We start from the raw sequence: 16,550 nt of genomic DNA on the forward strand, positions 1-16,550 counted from the left end.
GCCACAAAACTGTAACAGTTGCGAATACACTATCGCGGCGATTGTAGGAAGGCGCTTAATTAAGTGCAAGAATAATTGTTGCACTTTATGTGCTATTTGCGGCGAAGGTAAATCACGGGTTTTGAGAAGGGATTTAAATGTAACAATAAAACTTGCAATTAATATCAAAACGGGCCACCTTTAAGTGCAACAAACAAAGATGCTTTTAATGCGTGGCGTAGGGGGAAGCAAGATGAACACGGGTGCATTCATTCACGATTTGCTCGACTGGATCGACAACAACCTTGATAGCCGCCTGGACATTGAAACCGTCTCCAGGCGAGCCGGCTATTCGAAATGGCATCTCCAGCGGATCTTCAAAGAACATACCGGCTCCCCTCTCGCTGAATATATTCGCGCGCAAAAGCTGCAAAAATCAGTTGAGCGCTTAGCCCAAAGCGATGAACCGATTCTGAACGTGGCGATCGCGCTGGGCTTTGACTCTCAGCAGTCCTTCAACCGCAGCTTTAAGCGTCAGTATGGTCAGGCGCCAGGGGCATGGCGACGCAGTATCGGCTGCCGTGGATCCCGACAGATGAGCCAATAATTCACGTCCCGTTCGGATATCAGTTACAAAAGAAAAACCCTCTGTAAAAGGGGGGGTTATCAGTCTTAACTGCTTATGACGTGCAGAAAGGTTTACGGGCTTATTCCCACTCAATCATATCAGCTCAGTCCTTGCATTTTGGCTTTACGCTATTCTCGATAATCGGCTTTCTTATATATTGTCCTTAATCTCGTTGCGTCGAGGTTCCGAGCACAACTGTAGGGATGATTTTTGTCGGGATTATCTGTGGAACGTCACTTTATATTTTTATGAACACATCCCTTAAAACGATCTACTATCGGGTGTAGCTGTAAAATTGATATAGATCTACTTTCCAAAGGCAAGCCAACCTTTTTAGAGTAAAATAATTAAATGCGCACTTTATGTATATTTTATTTTAAAAATACACGCACTATATGCAGATAATTTTCATAAGCATCTATAAAGAAAAGAGAGATACATGACTTTGCATGGAAAGTTTATTATAAATGATGCTGATTACTCACCACTTGAATTTGATGGTGTTGGAGTCTTTATGGCTTTTTCTGGTAACGGTGCATACAGAAACAAAGGAGCATGTGGCATCATTCCTAACGTTGGACCGCTACCAAAAGGTAAATATTATATAGTAGACAGGCCTAAAGGAGGTATGGCTAACAGATTTAGAGCCTGGGGAGTCGATACATATAAAAGCACTTTTAGTTATCATGTTGATCATTCTGAATGGTTTGCTTTATTTCGCGACGATGGGAATATAGATGATTCTACATTTTACAAAAGCGTAGCCAGAGGTGGATTTAGGCTACATCCCGGTCAGGTATCAGAAGGGTGTATAACTTTACCAAGCCAATCAGATTACAATAGATTAAGAAACGCACTATTAAGAACAAAGACAGCAAAGGTTAAAGGTCTTGATTTAGAATCCTATGGAACAATTGAGGTCATTATTGGTGGTTATCAGAAAACTTGTCCTTAGTTCTGTTAGAATGGTTCTTTTCATCGGCATATTCGCTATTGTTTCATGGTTAGATGTTTGCTACTTAACTGAACATCCATTAATAAGTCACGAAACAGCCATTAGAATTTCCTATTTAATTAGCAACAACCCAACACCCGAAGATATCTATTATAGTTATGATTATGTATTAATTTCATTCAACACTCTTACCTCTATCTTTTTCTACATCATAACAATGAAGTTAATTAAACTAATAAGGAGTAAATAAAATGCCTATCCCTCCCTATCTTTGGCTAAAAGATGATGGTGGTGCAGATATCAAAGGCTCTGTAGATGTTCAGGATCGTGAGGGCTCTATCGAGGTAATCAGTATGGGTCATGGTGTTAACCTTCCCGTCGATACTGCCAATGGAAAGATCACCGGAACACGCCAACATTCATCATTTAATTTTGAAAAAGAAGTCGACAGTTCCAGTCCCTATCTCTACAAAGCAGCAGCTACAGGGCAAACATTAAAAAGTGCAGAAGTAAAATTTTATCATATCAATGATGCGGGCCAGGAGGTGTGTTATTACACCGTATTAATGGAAAATGTAAAAATAACGGGTGTTAATTGTGGTGTGCCCAATGTTAAATTATCAGGCAATGATAAGTTAAATCATATGGAATCCGTCTCTATGCAATATGAAAAAATCACATGGCGTATTGTAGATGGGAATATCCAATTCTCTGATTCATGGTACGAGAGGCCAACAGCATAAATTTCTGTTACTTTCTGCGCCACAGTGCGTTCTGAAATTATGCTCTTCGTTGCTAACGCTGCCAGAAAGTGCCAGACATAAAAAACAAAAAAGCCCGCAGTTACGCGGGCTTAGAGATACTTTACTGCATTTTCCTACAGGCTGTAGCCAGACGCGAAATCATTCCCACTCGATCGTCGCCGGTGGCTTGCCGCTGATGTCATACACCACGCGGGAAATGCCGTTCACTTCGTTGATGATGCGGTTAGACACGCGGCCTAAGAAGTCATACGGCAGGTGCGCCCAGTGCGCGGTCATGAAGTCGATGGTTTCCACAGCACGCAGGGAGACAACCCAGTCGTACTTACGTCCATCGCCCATTACGCCTACAGAACGAACCGGCAGGAACACGGTGAACGCCTGGCTAACCTTGTTGTACAGGTCAGCCTTGTGCAGCTCTTCAATGAAGATCGCGTCCGCGCGACGCAGCAGGTCGCAGTACTCTTTCTTCACTTCGCCCAGCACGCGTACGCCGAGGCCCGGGCCCGGGAATGGGTGACGGTAGAGCATGTCGTACGGCAGACCCAGTTCCAGACCAATCTTGCGCACTTCGTCTTTGAACAGCTCGCGCAGCGGCTCAACCAGGCCCATCTTCATCTCTTTCGGCAGGCCGCCCACGTTGTGGTGAGATTTGATGACGTGTGCTTTACCGGTTGCGGAGGCGGCGGATTCGATCACGTCAGGGTAGATAGTGCCCTGCGCCAGCCATTTCACGTCTTCCAGCTTCAGCGCTTCTTCGTCGAACACTTCCACGAATACGCGGCCGATGATTTTACGTTTCGCTTCCGGATCGTTCTCGCCTTTCAGCGCGTCCAGGAAGCGCTGCTCGCCTTCCACGTGAACGATGTTCAGACCGAAGTGGTCGCCGAACATGTCCATGACCTGCTGGGCTTCGTTCAGACGCAGCAGGCCGTTGTCCACGAAGACGCAGGTCAGGTTTTTGCCGATGGCGCGGTGCAGCAGCATCGCGGTCACGGAGGAGTCCACGCCGCCGGAGAGGCCGAGGATCACTTTGTCATCACCAACCTGCTGGCGGATACGCTCCACGGCGTCGTCGATGATTTTTGCCGGGGTCCACAGGGCTTCACACTGGCAGATATCACGCACGAAGCGCTCCAGCATGCGCATACCCTGACGGGTGTGAGTCACTTCCGGGTGGAACTGCACGCCGTAGAAGCGTTTTTCTTCGTTCGCCATAATCGCGAACGGGCAGCTTTCGGTGCTGGCTACGGTCACGAAGTCCGACGGGATAGCGGTGACTTTGTCGCCGTGGCTCATCCACACGTCCAGCAGCGGTTTGCCGTCTGCGGTCAGGGAGTCTTCGATACCGCGCACCAGCGCGCTGTCGGTGACGACTTCAACCTGCGCGTAGCCGAACTCACGCTCGTTAGAGCCTTCTACGTGGCCGCCCAGCTGCATCGCCATAGTCTGCATGCCGTAGCACACGCCGAACACCGGTACGCCAGCTTCGAATACGTACTGCGGCGCGCGCGGGCTGTTCTCTTCGGTGGTGCTCTCCGGGCCGCCGGACAGGATGATGCCGCTTGGATTGAACTCGCGAATCTGTGCTTCCGTAACATCCCACGCCCACAGTTCACAGTAAACGCCCAGCTCACGCACGCGACGCGCCACCAGTTGAGTGTACTGAGAACCAAAATCGAGGATGAGGATGCGATGTTTATGAATGTTTTCCGTCATTGACGCTAATTCCGAGGCAAGTGAAACAGATTAAATAAATCGCCCGACACGAGGTCGGGCGAAGAAAATCATGATCCCAGACGGTAGTTCGGGGACTCTTTGGTGATCGTCACGTCGTGCACGTGGCTCTCCTGGATACCCGCACCGCTGATGCGTACGAATTCCGCTTTGGTACGCAGCAGGTCAATGGTACCACAGCCGGTCAGCCCCATACAGGAACGCAGGCCGCCCATCTGCTGGTGGATGATCTCTTTCAGACGGCCTTTATAGGCCACGCGGCCTTCGATGCCTTCCGGTACCAGTTTGTCAGCGGCGTTATCGGTCTGGAAGTAACGGTCGGAGGAACCTTTGGACATCGCGCCCAGGGAGCCCATACCGCGGTAGGATTTATAAGAACGGCCCTGGTAGAGTTCGATTTCGCCCGGGGATTCTTCGGTACCGGCCAGCATGGAGCCCACCATCACGGCTGCGGCACCTGCGGCGATCGCTTTGGCGATGTCGCCAGAGAAGCGGATACCGCCGTCCGCGATAACCGGAATACCGGTGCCTTCCAGCGCTTCAACCGCGTCAGACACCGCGGTGATCTGCGGAACGCCCACGCCGGTGACGATACGGGTAGTACAGATAGAGCCAGGGCCGATACCCACTTTCACCGCGCTGCAACCGGCTTCCGCCAGCGCGCGAGCACCTGCGCCCGTAGCCACGTTACCGCCGATGATCTGGAGATCCGGGTATTTAGCACGGGTTTCACGAATACGTTGCAGAACGCCTTCGGAGTGGCCGTGTGAGGAGTCAATCAGCAGCACGTCAACGCCCGCGGCAACCAGCGCGTCAACGCGCTCTTCGTTACCTGCGCCCGCGCCAACCGCAGCGCCGACGCGCAGACGGCCATGCTCGTCTTTACAGGCGTTCGGTTTACGTTCTGCTTTCTGGAAATCTTTAACGGTGATCATGCCACGCAGGTGGAAGTTCGCATCCACAACCAGCGCTTTCTCAACGCGTTTTTCGTGCATTTTCGCCAGCACCACGTCGCGGGTTTCGCCTTCGCGAACGGTCACCAGGCGCTCTTTTGGTGTCATATAGACGCTGACAGGCTGGTTCAGGTCAGTCACGAAACGCACATCACGACCGGTGATGATGCCCACCAGCTCGTTGTCTTCGGTCACAACCGGGTAACCTGCAAAGCCGTTACGCTCGGTTAGCGCTTTCACTTCGTGCAGGGTGGTGGTTGGCAGAACGGTCTGAGGATCGGACACGATACCGGATTCATGTTTCTTCACGCGGCGAACTTCTTCCGCCTGACGCTCGATAGACATGTTTTTGTGGATAAAGCCAATGCCGCCTTCCTGTGCCAAAGCGATAGCCAGACGCGCTTCAGTCACGGTGTCCATTGCTGCGGAGAGCATAGGAATGTTCAGACGAATGGTTTTCGTCAACTGCGTGCTGAGGTCGGCAGTATTCGGCAGAACGGTGGAATGAGCGGGAACGAGGAGGACGTCGTCAAACGTCAGTGCTTCTTTAGCGATACGTAGCATGGGCAATATCTCTGACCTGGGTGGTTAAATATTGCCGTGGCATTATACAGAGCGTAACCGATTGCATCTACACTTTTTTGAAAAAAATGCTTGCGATCGCCTCTCAGCAGGTTACTATCGACTGAATAACTTGCTGATTTAGAATTTGATCCCGCTCACATGTTATCCTCTCAATCCCCCTCAATTTATACTGTCAGCCGCCTTAATCAGACGGTGCGTTTGCTGCTTGAGCAGGAAATGGGACAGGTCTGGATCAGCGGTGAAATCTCTAACTTCACGCAGCCTGCTTCCGGTCATTGGTACTTTACGCTAAAAGACGACACCGCTCAGGTGCGCTGCGCGATGTTCCGCAACAGCAATCGTCGCGTGACGTTCCGCCCTCAGCATGGCCAGCAGGTTCTGGTTCGCGCCAACATTACCCTGTATGAGCCGCGCGGCGATTATCAGATTATCGTCGAGAGCATGCAGCCCGCCGGTGAAGGCTTGTTGCAGCAGAAGTACGAGCAGTTAAAAGCCATGCTTTCGGCTGAGGGATTGTTTGACCAGCGGTTTAAAAAGCCCCTGCCCTCACCTGCCCACTGTGTTGGAGTTATCACCTCGAAAACCGGCGCGGCGCTGCACGATATTTTGCACGTCCTGAAGCGCCGTGACCCTTCCCTGCCCGTCATTATCTACCCAACTGCCGTTCAGGGTGACGATGCGCCGGGGCAGATCGTGCGCGCGATTGAGCTGGCGAATGCGCGTCAGGAGTGCGATGTCCTGATCGTCGGGCGCGGCGGCGGCTCGCTGGAAGACCTGTGGAGCTTTAACGACGAGCGCGTGGCGCGGGCAATCTTTGCCAGCCTTATCCCTGTGGTGAGCGCCGTCGGCCATGAAACGGATGTGACGATAGCCGATTTTGTCGCGGATTTACGCGCGCCCACGCCGTCCGCGGCGGCAGAGGTGGTCAGCCGTAATCAGCAGGAGCTGCTGCGCCAGATCCAGAACGGGCAGCAGCGCCTGGAGATGGCGATGGACTACTTCCTCGCCAACCGTACCCGCCGCTTTACCCAGCTTCATCATCGTCTGCAACAGCAGCATCCGCAATTGCGTCTGGCGCGTCAGCAAACCGTACTGGAGCGTCTGCGTCAGCGGATGAACTTCGCGCTGGATAACCAGCTTAAGAGAGCGATATCGCGCCAGCAGCGCACGACTCAGCGTCTGAACCAGCAGAATCCGCAGCCGAAGATTTATCGCGCACAAACGCGTATCCAGCAGCTTGAGTTCCGCCTCGCGGAAAATATCCGCTCACGCCTGAGCGCCACCCGCGAGCGTTTTGGCAATGCGGTCACCCATCTGGAAGCCGTCAGCCCACTCTCCACGCTGGCCCGCGGCTATAGCGTGACCACCGCGACGGACGGCAAAGTGCTGAAACAGACGAAGCAGGTTAAAGCAGGGGATGTGCTCACCACCCGGCTTTCTGACGGCTGGGTCGAGAGTGAAGTGAAAGAGATCAAACCGGTGAAAAAAACGCGTCAGCGTAAAAGCGGATAAATCTTCGCCGGTTACAAACTATACTGCTGCTATTGCCTTTTTTAATAAGGAGAGCAGCATGCCCCATCTACATAGCGTCATCCCTCCGTATATTCTTCGCCGTATTATCGAAAGCGGTTCTGAGCCGCAGCAGCGCTGCGCCCGTCAGACCTTAACCCACGTCCAGACGCTGATGGCCCATATGCCGGGCAAACCCGCCGCGCCGCATGTGAATAAAGCCGGTCAGCTTGAGCGTGACATCTACGATGCGAAACAGACCCAGGAGCTGCCGGGTACGCAGGTACGCTATGAAGGCCAGCCCTCCAACGGAGATGTGGCGGTGGATGAAGCGTACGATTATCTGGGTATTACCCATGATTTCTTCTGGAAGGAATATCAGCGCGATTCGCTCGATAACAAAGGGCTGATCCTCACCGGCACCGTGCACTATGGCCGTGAGTATCAAAACGCCTTCTGGAACGGCCAGCAGATGGTCTTTGGCGATGGCGACGGGGAAATCTTCAACCGCTTTACCATTGCCATCGACGTGGTAGCGCATGAGCTTAGCCACGGCGTGACGGAGACCGAAGCCGGACTCATCTACTTTGAACAATCGGGCGCGCTGAACGAGTCGTTATCCGACGTGTTCGGTTCACTGGTGAAGCAATACCATCTTAAGCAAACCGCCGATAAAGCAGACTGGCTGATTGGTGAAGGGCTGCTGGCGGAGGGCATCAACGGGAAAGGGCTTCGCTCCATGTCTGAACCCGGCACGGCCTATAACGATCCGCTGCTCGGTAAAGATCCGCAGCCCGGGCATATGAAAGATTTCATCAAAACGCGCGAGGATAACGGCGGCGTACACCTTAACTCCGGTATCCCCAACCGCGCGTTTTACCTGGCCGCAACGGCGATCGGTGGCTACGCCTGGGAAAAAGCGGGTTATGCCTGGTACGACACGGTTTGCGATCGCAACCTGGCACAGGATGCGGATTTTGATGCCTTTGCAAAACTGACGATAGCGCACGGCGAGAAACGCTCCGGTAGCGACGTTGGGGCGGCTATAAAACAAGCCTGGGAACAGGTAGGAGTGCTGTAAATGCAGGTTCCGGAACTGACGGATGACGCCGTGGTTGAGCTGGCCCGGGAAGGCGGCGTCGCTTTTATCCCTAAGCTGAGCGGCCAGCGCACCATTGCGCTCTCCTCGCTTAATGAGGCCCAGCGCCAGCGCCTGGTGAGCATTCTGGAGCAGGCTTTCCCGCGCGGCCAGCCGCCCGGGCAAGCCTCTTCCCCCGGCAGAGGTGACCAGCGCTATTTCCGCATCCAGATTATCTGGACCGGCCAAAATCAGGCGCACTACGCCGATATCATCGTGCTGGTACCCGAGCAGGAAGCACCCGAGTCGCTGGTGGAACTGTGGCAGAAAGGTGAAGGCTGCGTGTGCGATTAACCTTCAGCCCGAACAAACTCCACGCGTTTTTTAGAGATAAGACCGTGGCCGTTCTGGCAAAAGTAATCCACCGCACCGCAGGCCTTGAGTACCTGAAGCGGTTGATGGCAATCAGGGCAGCGCGCTTCGAGGGGAATATCGTTATTGCAGCTGTCGCAGTGCGCGATACCGTTTTGCGGCTCGAGCGCTGCGTGGCAATCCGGACAGGTTATCGACATGCTCTCTCCTGTTGAGGTGGGCCGGGGCTGGATAACTGCCCCGGCAGGCTGAATAGTATCAGGCTTCGGTAGCCGGTTTTGTCTGCACATTTTCCAGCATGCGACGCACCGGAACAATGAGGACGATCAGCACCGCAGCACAAATCAACAGCGCGATGGAGCAACGGGCAAAGAGGTCTGGCAGCATATCCAGCTGGTCGGCCTTCACGTGACCACCAATCAGGCCCGCAGCCAGGTTACCCAGCGCACTGGCGCAGAACCACAGGCCCATCATCTGACCGCGCATTCTTTCCGGCGCCAGCAGGGTCATGGTTGCCAGACCAATCGGACTCAGGCACAGTTCCCCGAGCGTCAGCATCAGGATACTGCCCACCAGCCAGAACGGAGAAACCCCTGCTCCACCGTTGCTCAGCACGTTCTGTGCCGCCAGCATCATCAGGCCGAAGCCCGCCGCCGCGCACAAAATACCGATCACGAACTTGGTGATACTGCTCGGGCGAATATTATTGCTCGCCAGCTTCGGCCATGCCCAGCTAAATACCGGTGCCAGCAGAATGATGAACAGGGCATTAATCGACTGGAACCACACCGCCGGGATCTCAAAATCACCGATCATGCGGTTAGTGTAGTCGTTGGCGAACAGGTTGAAGGAGGTTGGCTTCTGCTCGAACGCGGACCAGAAGAACGCGGCGGAGACCAGAAGAATAAAGCATACCAGCAGCCTTGCGCGCTCTTTGCGATTCAGCCCGGCGAAGATGAACAGGTAGATGAAGTAGAGCGCGACGGAGGCGGCAATCACATATACCAGCACGCTGGCCACCGCGACCGGATTAATCACAATCACGCCCTGGGCAATCAACGTGACGATGATTGCAACACCCACAGCCAGCGCCAGCAGCCAGGCACCCACGCCGTTACGTTTCACTACTGGACTGTTCCAGGTGGAGTCCAGACCGACTTCGCTGTCGTAGCGCTTCATGGCCGGAACGGCAAACACGCGGAAGATAATCAGGGCGACCAGCATCCCGATACCGCCGATACCAAAGCCCCAGTGCCAGCCGTGGGTTTTAATCAGCCAGCCGGAAATCAGAGGAGCAATGAACGAGCCCATGTTGATGCCCATATAGAACAGCGAGAAACCGCCGTCACGACGCGCATCGCCCTTTTTGTAGAGGGTACCGACCATGACCGAGATACAGGTCTTGAACAGGCCGGAGCCGAGCACGATGAACATCAGGCCGATGAAGAACAGGTTGTCGCCCATAATGGCCGACAGGGCAATCGACAGGTGCCCAAGCGCAATCAAAATCGAACCGTACCAGACGGCCCGCTGCTGGCCGAGCCAGTTATCCGCCAGCCAGCCGCCCGGCAGTGCGGCGAGGTACATGGTGCCCGCGAAGATGCCGACAATCGCCGAGGCGTTTTCACGCGCCAGGCCCATCCCCCCGTCGTACACGGTGGCGGCCATAAACAGGATCAATAGCGGGCGAATACCGTAAAACGAGAAACGCTCCCACATCTCGGTGAAGAACAGCGAACCGAGCGGATAAGGATGGCCGAAGAAGGTTCGGCTCTCTTTTTGATTAACAGAGGATTGCATAATTCTCCCGAAAAGGTATGTGTCGTGCTTGTAAACACCTGCATGTACGCCGAACGGTTACGTATCCGATCGATTTTTTACATGCGGCGAAATATTGGTTAACCATTTGATAACCAGGCGCTAGTTTTGTCTAGTACCGAACCCTGGACTTTAAGATGAAAATTCGACGATTGTCTACTTTCTTAGATATAAACATGGTTAAAAGCGAATAGTGATTGACATCACAAAGGGAAGGCAGGCCTTTTGAATGAGCGAAAAAAACCCGCGACAGGCGCGGGTTTTAGTGAGTTCGGTAAGAATTATTTGCTTTTCTTAATGTGCTTAATCAAACGCTTACGCTTACGCATCTGGTTCGGCGTCAGGGTATTACGTTTATTCGCAAACGGGTTTTCCCCTTCCTTGAACTGAATACGGATAGGCGTACCCATCACGTCCAGCGACTTACGGAAGTAGTTCATCAGGTAGCGTTTGTAGGAGTCCGGCAGGTCTTTCACCTGGTTACCGTGGATCACCACGATAGGCGGGTTATACCCCCCGGCGTGGGCATATTTCAGCTTCACGCGACGACCGCGCACCAGCGGCGGCTGGTGATCTTCTGCTGCCATGTTCATGATACGGGTCAGCATCGCCGTGCTCTGGCGGCGGGTAGAGCTGTCATAGGCTTCACGAACGGATTCGAACAGGTTGCCTACGCCGCTGCCGTGCAGGGCAGAGATGAAGTGAACGCGGGCAAAGTCGATAAAGCCCAGACGGAAGTCCAGCGTCTCTTTCACCTGTTCGCGTACTTCATTGCTCAGGCCATCCCACTTGTTGACGACGATAACCAGTGAGCGCCCGCTATTAAGAATAAAGCCGAGCAGAGAGAGATCCTGATCGGAGATACCTTCACGTGCGTCAATAACCAGCAGCACCACGTTGGCGTCTTCAATCGCCTGAAGTGTTTTGATCACCGAGAATTTTTCCACTACATCGGTGATTTTCCCGCGCTTACGCACCCCTGCAGTGTCGATAAGTACGTACTCACGTTCATCGCGCTGCATTGGAATGTAAATGCTGTCACGCGTTGTGCCTGGCATGTCGTAAACCACCACGCGCTCTTCGCCCAGAATACGGTTAGTAAGCGTAGACTTACCTACGTTTGGGCGACCAACGATAGCCAGCTTAATCGGCAGATCCTGCGGGTTGAAGTCATCTTCCGGCTCTTCCTCGCCTTCCTCTCCGGCTTCAAACTGTGCCCAGTATTCGGCGTCTTCGTCCACCTCTTCCGGCGGGTTTACTTCATCAACCCACGGCAGCAGAACGGTTTCCAGCAGGCTGGTGACGCCACGGCCATGCGAGGCCGCGATAGGATAAATATCACCCAGACCTAAAGACCAGAAATCCGCAACGGCCTGATCGGCATCGATACCGTCAGTTTTGTTCGCCACCAGGAAGGTTGGCTTTTCGCGTGAACGCAGATGTTTAGCGATAGCGGAGTCCGCGGGCATCAGGCCAGCGCGCGCATCCACCATAAACAGAACCACATCCGCTTCTTCGATAGCCAGCAGAGATTGCTCTGCCATGCGGGTTTCTACGCCGTCTTCCGTACCGTCAATACCCCCGGTATCGATACAGATGAACTCGCGTCCTTCCACCTCTGCACGACCGTACTTACGGTCACGCGTCAGCCCCGGGAAATCCGCAACCAGCGCATCACGGGTGCGTGTTAAACGGTTAAAAAGAGTGGATTTTCCAACGTTAGGGCGCCCGACAAGCGCGACCACAGGTACCATGTTTGAAGCCTCATAAAATTCAAAATAACGTCGCTTTCGCAGCGTTTTTAAAAATGTCAAAACGGCTCCTGAGTGAACAGGAGCCGTTTAGTATACTACAACCGCCGTGTAATTAACGCGTGATCGCGTACAGCGTGCCGTCTTTTGCCTGAATCAGCAGTTTGCCGTCAGCCACAACCGGGTCGGTCAGGAAGCCTGAGCCGTCCACTTTCTGCTGCGCCACGAAGCGGCCATTCTCTGGATCGATCCAGTGCATATAGCCTTCGCTGTCGCCCACCACCAGGCTGCCGTTATACAGTGCCGGTGCGGTCAGCAGACGGTGCAGCAGATCGCTCTGCGTCCACAGCGTCACGCCACCTTCGGTGCTCAGCGCCAGCAGACGGTCGTTCTGATCCACCATATAAATACGGTTGCCGTCGACAATGAAATCGTTCACGGAACCCAGCTCACGTTTCCACATGATCTGGCCGCTACGCAGGTCCAGCGCCGTCAGGTTGCCGTTATACGCCAGCGCGTAAACCACACCGTCAACGATGACCGGCGTGGTGTCCACGTCACTCAGACGGTCGATTTCAGTTGAACCGGTCGCCTGGGAAATACGCTGCTGCCAGATCATCTGACCCTGCTGCATCAGTACTGCGCTGACACGACCGTTGTCACCACCCACAATGGCGGCGCCAAATGCAGTCGCCGGAGCAGATTCACCACGCAGAGACAGCGCTGGCATATCCAGGTTAACCGTCCATTTTACCAGACCATCTGCTTCGTTCAGCGCCTGCAACTGGCCGTTGCTGGTATGGATCAACACCAGGCCGTCGCTGACAACCGGACGTGACAAGGATTCACCGGCAACGCTGGTCTGCCATGCAACCGAACCGTCGCTGGCATTCAGCGCGTAAACCTGCGCTTTTTCGCTGCCCACATACACGTGACCGCCGGCAACGGTCAGGCCGCCAGAAAGCAGCGCAGGTTTACGGGAGAACCAGCCGTCTTTTTCCGCCAGGTTAATGGACCACACTTCTTTTCCGTCATCAGCGTTCAGCGCTTTAACGGTGCCTTTGCGATCGGCCGCATAGACCACGCCGTCAGCAAATGCCGGGTGCAGGTTGGAATAAAAATCGCCAATACCATCACCCACGGAGGTGTCCCAGGCGGTGGACGGAGTGAACTGGTTTTCAACCGTCGGCAGCGGGGACATTTTGACAACGTCTTCTTCGCCACTGAACAGTGAACAACCACTCAATAACGTAACAGAAAGCAGTCCTGGCAGAAGTAATTTACGCAATTGCATTGGGTCCCTCTCAGACGGACAAATTATTTATTTTCATCTGCATCATTTCGCTCAGCGCAGGTGAAGCTTTACTATCCACGCCAGCTTGCCACGCTTTACGCGCGCCCGCTTTATCACCCTTACTCAGCAGTGCTTCACCGCGAAGATCGGCGACAATAGCGGCAAAGCCATCACCTTTGATGGTATCAAGCGTTTTCAGCGCGTCGTCGGCTTTTTTCTGCTGAACCTGAATACGTGCCAGGCGCAGATTGATCACCGCTTTCAGATTTTCGTCACTGGCAGCAGCAAGCCCCTGAGACAGTTGCGCAGCGGCTTTGTCCAGTTCGTTTTTATCAACATACTGCTGAGCCACTTCCAGCGCAGCCAGCGCACCGTAGGTGTTTTTGTTGTCAGCGGCAAATTTCTCCGCAGCCGTCAGCGTTTGCGGCTGATCGGCACGGATTGCGCTAACGGTGTTTTCGTAGTTCAGGGATGAACCGCGAGCAGAGTCAGCCTGATGATTGTTCCAGTAACGCCAGCCAACCAGCGCACCAACACCTAAAATAACCCCTACAACCAGTGCCTTGCCGTTTTCAGCAAAGAAGCGTTTAACCGCATCAACCTGGTCGTGTTCGTTCTCGTACATTTCCACGCAGTCCTTCTCCTTAGCCCAATAGAGTGCGCAAGTGCGCCGCAACGCCATCCTGCGTTACCGTAGTTTGCTCACCAGAGCGCAGGTCTTTAACCACCACTTCGCCGTTGGCCACTTCGGACTCACCCAGCACCAGTGCAATACTTGCGCCCCACTTATCGGCACGAGCAAACTGTTTTTTAAAGTTGCCGCCGCCGTGGTTGGTCATCAGCTTTACGTCCGGCAGCGCATCGCGCACGCGTTCGGCAAGCTGCATCGCCGCAGACTGCGTATCCGCACCTGAGGCCACCAGGTATATATCGACAACAGGATCGGCTTTAAATTCCGGATTAACTGCCTGAACCAGCAAAACAAGTCGCTCAAGGCCCATCGCGAAGCCTACAGCCGGTGCTGCGCGACCACCCAGTTGCTCGACCAGTCCGTCATAACGACCGCCAGCACAGACGGTGCCCTGCGAACCGAGGCTGGTGGTGACCCACTCAAATACGGTGCGGTTGTAGTAGTCCAGACCGCGCACCAGACGCTGGTTAACGGTATAAGCAATGCCCGCCGCTTCAAGCAGCTTGCATAGGCCAGCAAAGTGTTCGCGGGAATCCTCATCCAGGTAGTCACCCAGCGCTGGCGCATCGTTCAGCAGCGCCTGTACGTCAGGATTTTTGGAATCGAGTACGCGCAGCGGGTTGCTGTACATACGACGTTTACAGTCTTCGTCGAGCTTCTCTTTGTGTTGTTCCAGGAACGCCACCAGCGCATCGCGATAGTTCGCACGCGCTTCCAGAGAACCGATAGAGTTCAGCTCCAGGGAAACGTGCTCAGAAATACCGAGCGCACGCCACCAGCGGGCAGTCAGCATAATCAGTTCGGCATCGATATCTGGTCCTTGCAGACCAAACACTTCCACGCCAAGCTGGTTGAACTGACGGTAGCGGCCTTTTTGCGGACGTTCGTGGCGGAACATCGGGCCGATATACCACAGGCGCTGCTCCTGATTGTACAGGAGACCATGTTCGATGCCGGCGCGTACGCAACCCGCCGTCCCCTCAGGACGCAGGGTCAGGCTGTCGCCGTTGCGGTCCTCAAAGGTATACATCTCTTTTTCAACCACGTCGGTTACTTCGCCGATCGCGCGTTTGAATAACGGGGTCTGCTCTACAATCGGCAAACGAATTTCGCTGTAACCGTAGCTGCCGAGCACCTGCTTCAGTGTGCCTTCAATGCGCTGCCAGATGGCGGTTTCGCCAGGCAGATAATCGTTCATGCCGCGGATGGCTTGAATGTTTTTTGCCACGTTTATTCTCTTTCTATATACAAAAAAGAACCCAAAGAATGGGTTCAATCATACATGGGAAGCAGCCTGCTTCCCATCACGTTATTTTTCAACCTGCTGAACGCTGATGCGCTGCGCTTCGTCCATCATCGTCGCTTTTGCGCGAATGCGGGCTTCAAGCTGGTCGATCATATCACTATTATCCAGACGATCTTTACGAACGCCATCTTCATAGAGACCACTTTTCTTGTTACCGCCGGTAACGCCCAGCGTGGACACCAGCGCTTCACCCGGACCGTTCACCACGCAGCCGATGATGGAAACGTCCATCGGGGTGATGATGTCTTCCAGACGCTGCTCCAGGGCATTCACGGTGCCGATCACGTCAAACTCCTGACGTGAACAGGTTGGGCAGGCAATGAAGTTGATCCCCCGCGCGCGGATACGCAGTGATTTCAGGATGTCGAAACCGACTTTGATCTCTTCCACCGGATCGGCGGCCAGGGAGACGCGTAACGTGTCACCGATGCCTTCAGAGAGCAGCAGGCCGAGACCAATTGCCGATTTTACTGAGCCGCTGCGCAGACCGCCCGCCTCGGTGATGCCAAGGTGCAGCGGCTGATCGATCTGTTTTGCCAGCAGACGATACGATTCAACGGCCAGGAAAACGTCAGACGCTTTCACGCTCACTTTGAACTGATCGAAGTTAAGGCGATCCAGATGATCGACGTGACGCATGGCGGATTCGAGCAGCGCCTGCGGCGTCGGCTCACCGTACTTTTCCTGGAGATCTTTTTCCAGAGAGCCAGCGTTTACGCCGATACGGATTGGAATGTTTTTGTCGCGGGCGCAGTCAACCACCATGCGAATGCGCTCTTCGTTGCCGATGTTGCCTGGGTTAATACGCAGACAATCGACACCGTATTCAGCGACTTTCAGCGCGATACGGTAATCGAAGTGAATATCGGCAACCAGCGGAACGCTCACCTGCTGCTTGATCAGTTTGAACGCCTCAGCGGCGTCCATGGTCGGCACTGAGACGCGAACAATGTCCGCGCCGACGCGTTCTAATGCTTTGATTTGATTAACCGTCGCTTCTACATCCGTAGTACGCGTATTGGTCATCGACTGGACGGCGATAGGCGCCCCATCGCCGATTGGCACGTTCCCAACGTAAATCCGTTTCGATTTTCTACGTTGAATAGGAGCCTGGTTATGCATGTAAAATCTCC

At 53.9% G+C, this 16,550-nt stretch carries 15 protein-coding genes; 6 read left to right on the forward strand and 9 right to left on the reverse strand.

Annotated elements, in window-relative coordinates; all coding sequences use genetic code 11:
- The first annotated feature begins 232 nt into the window (after nt 1-232).
- The 3 genes from ACQG03_RS15660 to ACQG03_RS15670 all read left to right on the forward strand — a co-directional run bounded on the left by ACQG03_RS15660 (nt 233) and on the right by ACQG03_RS15670 (nt 2,305).
- Entirely contained in the window at nt 233-586 is a 354-nt protein-coding gene (locus tag ACQG03_RS15660) for a helix-turn-helix domain-containing protein (protein WP_006811509.1), read from the forward strand.
- Between the two features lie 460 nt (nt 587-1,046).
- Nucleotides 1,047-1,562 carry a DUF2778 domain-containing protein gene (locus tag ACQG03_RS15665; protein ID WP_074148395.1) on the forward strand — a complete coding sequence of 172 codons (516 nt, stop codon included), beginning with the start codon at nt 1,047-1,049 and terminating at the stop codon, nt 1,560-1,562.
- Nucleotides 1,563-1,813: 251 nt separating this feature from the next.
- Nucleotides 1,814-2,305, forward strand: a complete 492-nt coding sequence (locus tag ACQG03_RS15670) for an Hcp family type VI secretion system effector (protein ID WP_023300702.1) — start codon at nt 1,814-1,816, stop codon at nt 2,303-2,305.
- Between the two features lie 159 nt (nt 2,306-2,464).
- Here the strand turns inward: ACQG03_RS15670 and guaA are convergent, their stop codons facing one another.
- Together guaA and guaB are read right to left on the reverse strand one after the other, a co-directional pair.
- The gene (gene guaA, locus ACQG03_RS15675) at nt 2,465-4,042 is read right to left on the reverse strand and encodes a glutamine-hydrolyzing GMP synthase (protein ID WP_006811514.1); all 1,578 of its coding nucleotides are present in this window, start codon (nt 4,040-4,042) and stop codon (nt 2,465-2,467) included.
- Nucleotides 4,043-4,110: 68 nt separating this feature from the next.
- Nucleotides 4,111-5,577 (reverse strand): IMP dehydrogenase, encoded by a 1,467-nt coding sequence (gene guaB / locus ACQG03_RS15680; protein ID WP_003860601.1) that lies wholly within the window; start codon nt 5,575-5,577, stop codon nt 4,111-4,113.
- Between the two features lie 159 nt (nt 5,578-5,736).
- Between guaB and xseA the strand changes: the two genes are divergently transcribed.
- From xseA to ACQG03_RS15695, 3 genes are read left to right on the forward strand one after another with little or no spacing between them, the layout of a single operon-like run.
- Nucleotides 5,737-7,110: an exodeoxyribonuclease VII large subunit gene (gene xseA / locus ACQG03_RS15685; RefSeq protein ID WP_063163662.1), complete on the forward strand. Its 1,374-nt coding sequence runs from the start codon at nt 5,737-5,739 to the stop codon at nt 7,108-7,110.
- Between the two features lie 58 nt (nt 7,111-7,168).
- On the forward strand, nt 7,169-8,188 hold the full coding sequence (locus tag ACQG03_RS15690; RefSeq protein ID WP_023306696.1) for a M4 family metallopeptidase: 1,020 nt from the start codon (nt 7,169-7,171) through the stop codon (nt 8,186-8,188).
- Nucleotides 8,189-8,539: a protealysin inhibitor emfourin gene (locus tag ACQG03_RS15695; protein ID WP_023300706.1), complete on the forward strand. Its 351-nt coding sequence runs from the start codon at nt 8,189-8,191 to the stop codon at nt 8,537-8,539.
- Here ACQG03_RS15695 and ACQG03_RS15700 read toward each other — a convergent pair.
- The 7 genes from ACQG03_RS15700 to ispG form a co-directional block, all read right to left on the reverse strand.
- A complete protein-coding gene (locus ACQG03_RS15700; protein WP_023300707.1) occupies nt 8,536-8,757 on the reverse strand; it encodes a zinc ribbon domain-containing protein in 222 nt (73 codons plus the stop codon). The genes ACQG03_RS15695 and ACQG03_RS15700 overlap by 4 nt on opposite strands.
- 58 nt (nt 8,758-8,815) lie before the next feature.
- Nucleotides 8,816-10,357 carry a peptide MFS transporter gene (locus ACQG03_RS15705; RefSeq protein ID WP_023306697.1) on the reverse strand — a complete coding sequence of 514 codons (1,542 nt, stop codon included), beginning with the start codon at nt 10,355-10,357 and terminating at the stop codon, nt 8,816-8,818.
- A gap of 299 nt (nt 10,358-10,656) precedes the next feature.
- The gene (der, locus tag ACQG03_RS15710) at nt 10,657-12,129 is read right to left on the reverse strand and encodes a ribosome biogenesis GTPase Der (RefSeq protein ID WP_022648998.1); all 1,473 of its coding nucleotides are present in this window, start codon (nt 12,127-12,129) and stop codon (nt 10,657-10,659) included.
- Between the two features lie 112 nt (nt 12,130-12,241).
- Nucleotides 12,242-13,420: an outer membrane protein assembly factor BamB gene (gene bamB / locus ACQG03_RS15715; protein ID WP_022648999.1), complete on the reverse strand. Its 1,179-nt coding sequence runs from the start codon at nt 13,418-13,420 to the stop codon at nt 12,242-12,244.
- Between the two features lie 10 nt (nt 13,421-13,430).
- Nucleotides 13,431-14,051: a YfgM family protein gene (locus ACQG03_RS15720; RefSeq protein WP_032622338.1), complete on the reverse strand. Its 621-nt coding sequence runs from the start codon at nt 14,049-14,051 to the stop codon at nt 13,431-13,433.
- Between the two features lie 13 nt (nt 14,052-14,064).
- Nucleotides 14,065-15,339 (reverse strand): histidine--tRNA ligase, encoded by a 1,275-nt coding sequence (gene hisS, locus ACQG03_RS15725; RefSeq protein WP_022649001.1) that lies wholly within the window; start codon nt 15,337-15,339, stop codon nt 14,065-14,067.
- 81 nt (nt 15,340-15,420) lie between these two features.
- The gene (gene ispG, locus ACQG03_RS15730) at nt 15,421-16,539 is read right to left on the reverse strand and encodes a flavodoxin-dependent (E)-4-hydroxy-3-methylbut-2-enyl-diphosphate synthase (RefSeq protein WP_003860619.1); all 1,119 of its coding nucleotides are present in this window, start codon (nt 16,537-16,539) and stop codon (nt 15,421-15,423) included.
- Between the last annotated feature and the right edge of the window lie 11 nt (nt 16,540-16,550).

The sequence above is a fragment of the Enterobacter cloacae complex sp. 342H5 genome (genome assembly GCF_050030905.1).
In the GTDB taxonomy this organism is placed as follows: Bacteria; Pseudomonadota; Gammaproteobacteria; order Enterobacterales; family Enterobacteriaceae; genus Enterobacter; species Enterobacter intestinihominis.

Coding starts and splice junctions, on each gene's coding strand:
- guaA (WP_006811514.1), bottom strand. CDS start 4,042: ATGACGGAAAACATTCATAAACATCGCATCCTCATCCTCGATTTTGGT.
- ACQG03_RS15660 (WP_006811509.1), top strand. CDS start 233: ATGAACACGGGTGCATTCATTCACGATTTGCTCGACTGGATCGACAAC.
- ACQG03_RS15670 (WP_023300702.1), top strand. CDS start 1,814: ATGCCTATCCCTCCCTATCTTTGGCTAAAAGATGATGGTGGTGCAGAT.
- der (WP_022648998.1), bottom strand. CDS start 12,129: ATGGTACCTGTGGTCGCGCTTGTCGGGCGCCCTAACGTTGGAAAATCC.
- ACQG03_RS15695 (WP_023300706.1), top strand. CDS start 8,189: ATGCAGGTTCCGGAACTGACGGATGACGCCGTGGTTGAGCTGGCCCGG.
- ACQG03_RS15690 (WP_023306696.1), top strand. CDS start 7,169: ATGCCCCATCTACATAGCGTCATCCCTCCGTATATTCTTCGCCGTATT.
- ispG (WP_003860619.1), bottom strand. CDS start 16,539: ATGCATAACCAGGCTCCTATTCAACGTAGAAAATCGAAACGGATTTAC.
- xseA (WP_063163662.1), top strand. CDS start 5,737: ATGTTATCCTCTCAATCCCCCTCAATTTATACTGTCAGCCGCCTTAAT.
- ACQG03_RS15705 (WP_023306697.1), bottom strand. CDS start 10,357: ATGCAATCCTCTGTTAATCAAAAAGAGAGCCGAACCTTCTTCGGCCAT.
- ACQG03_RS15665 (WP_074148395.1), top strand. CDS start 1,047: ATGACTTTGCATGGAAAGTTTATTATAAATGATGCTGATTACTCACCA.
- guaB (WP_003860601.1), bottom strand. CDS start 5,577: ATGCTACGTATCGCTAAAGAAGCACTGACGTTTGACGACGTCCTCCTC.
- ACQG03_RS15700 (WP_023300707.1), bottom strand. CDS start 8,757: ATGTCGATAACCTGTCCGGATTGCCACGCAGCGCTCGAGCCGCAAAAC.
- bamB (WP_022648999.1), bottom strand. CDS start 13,420: ATGCAATTGCGTAAATTACTTCTGCCAGGACTGCTTTCTGTTACGTTA.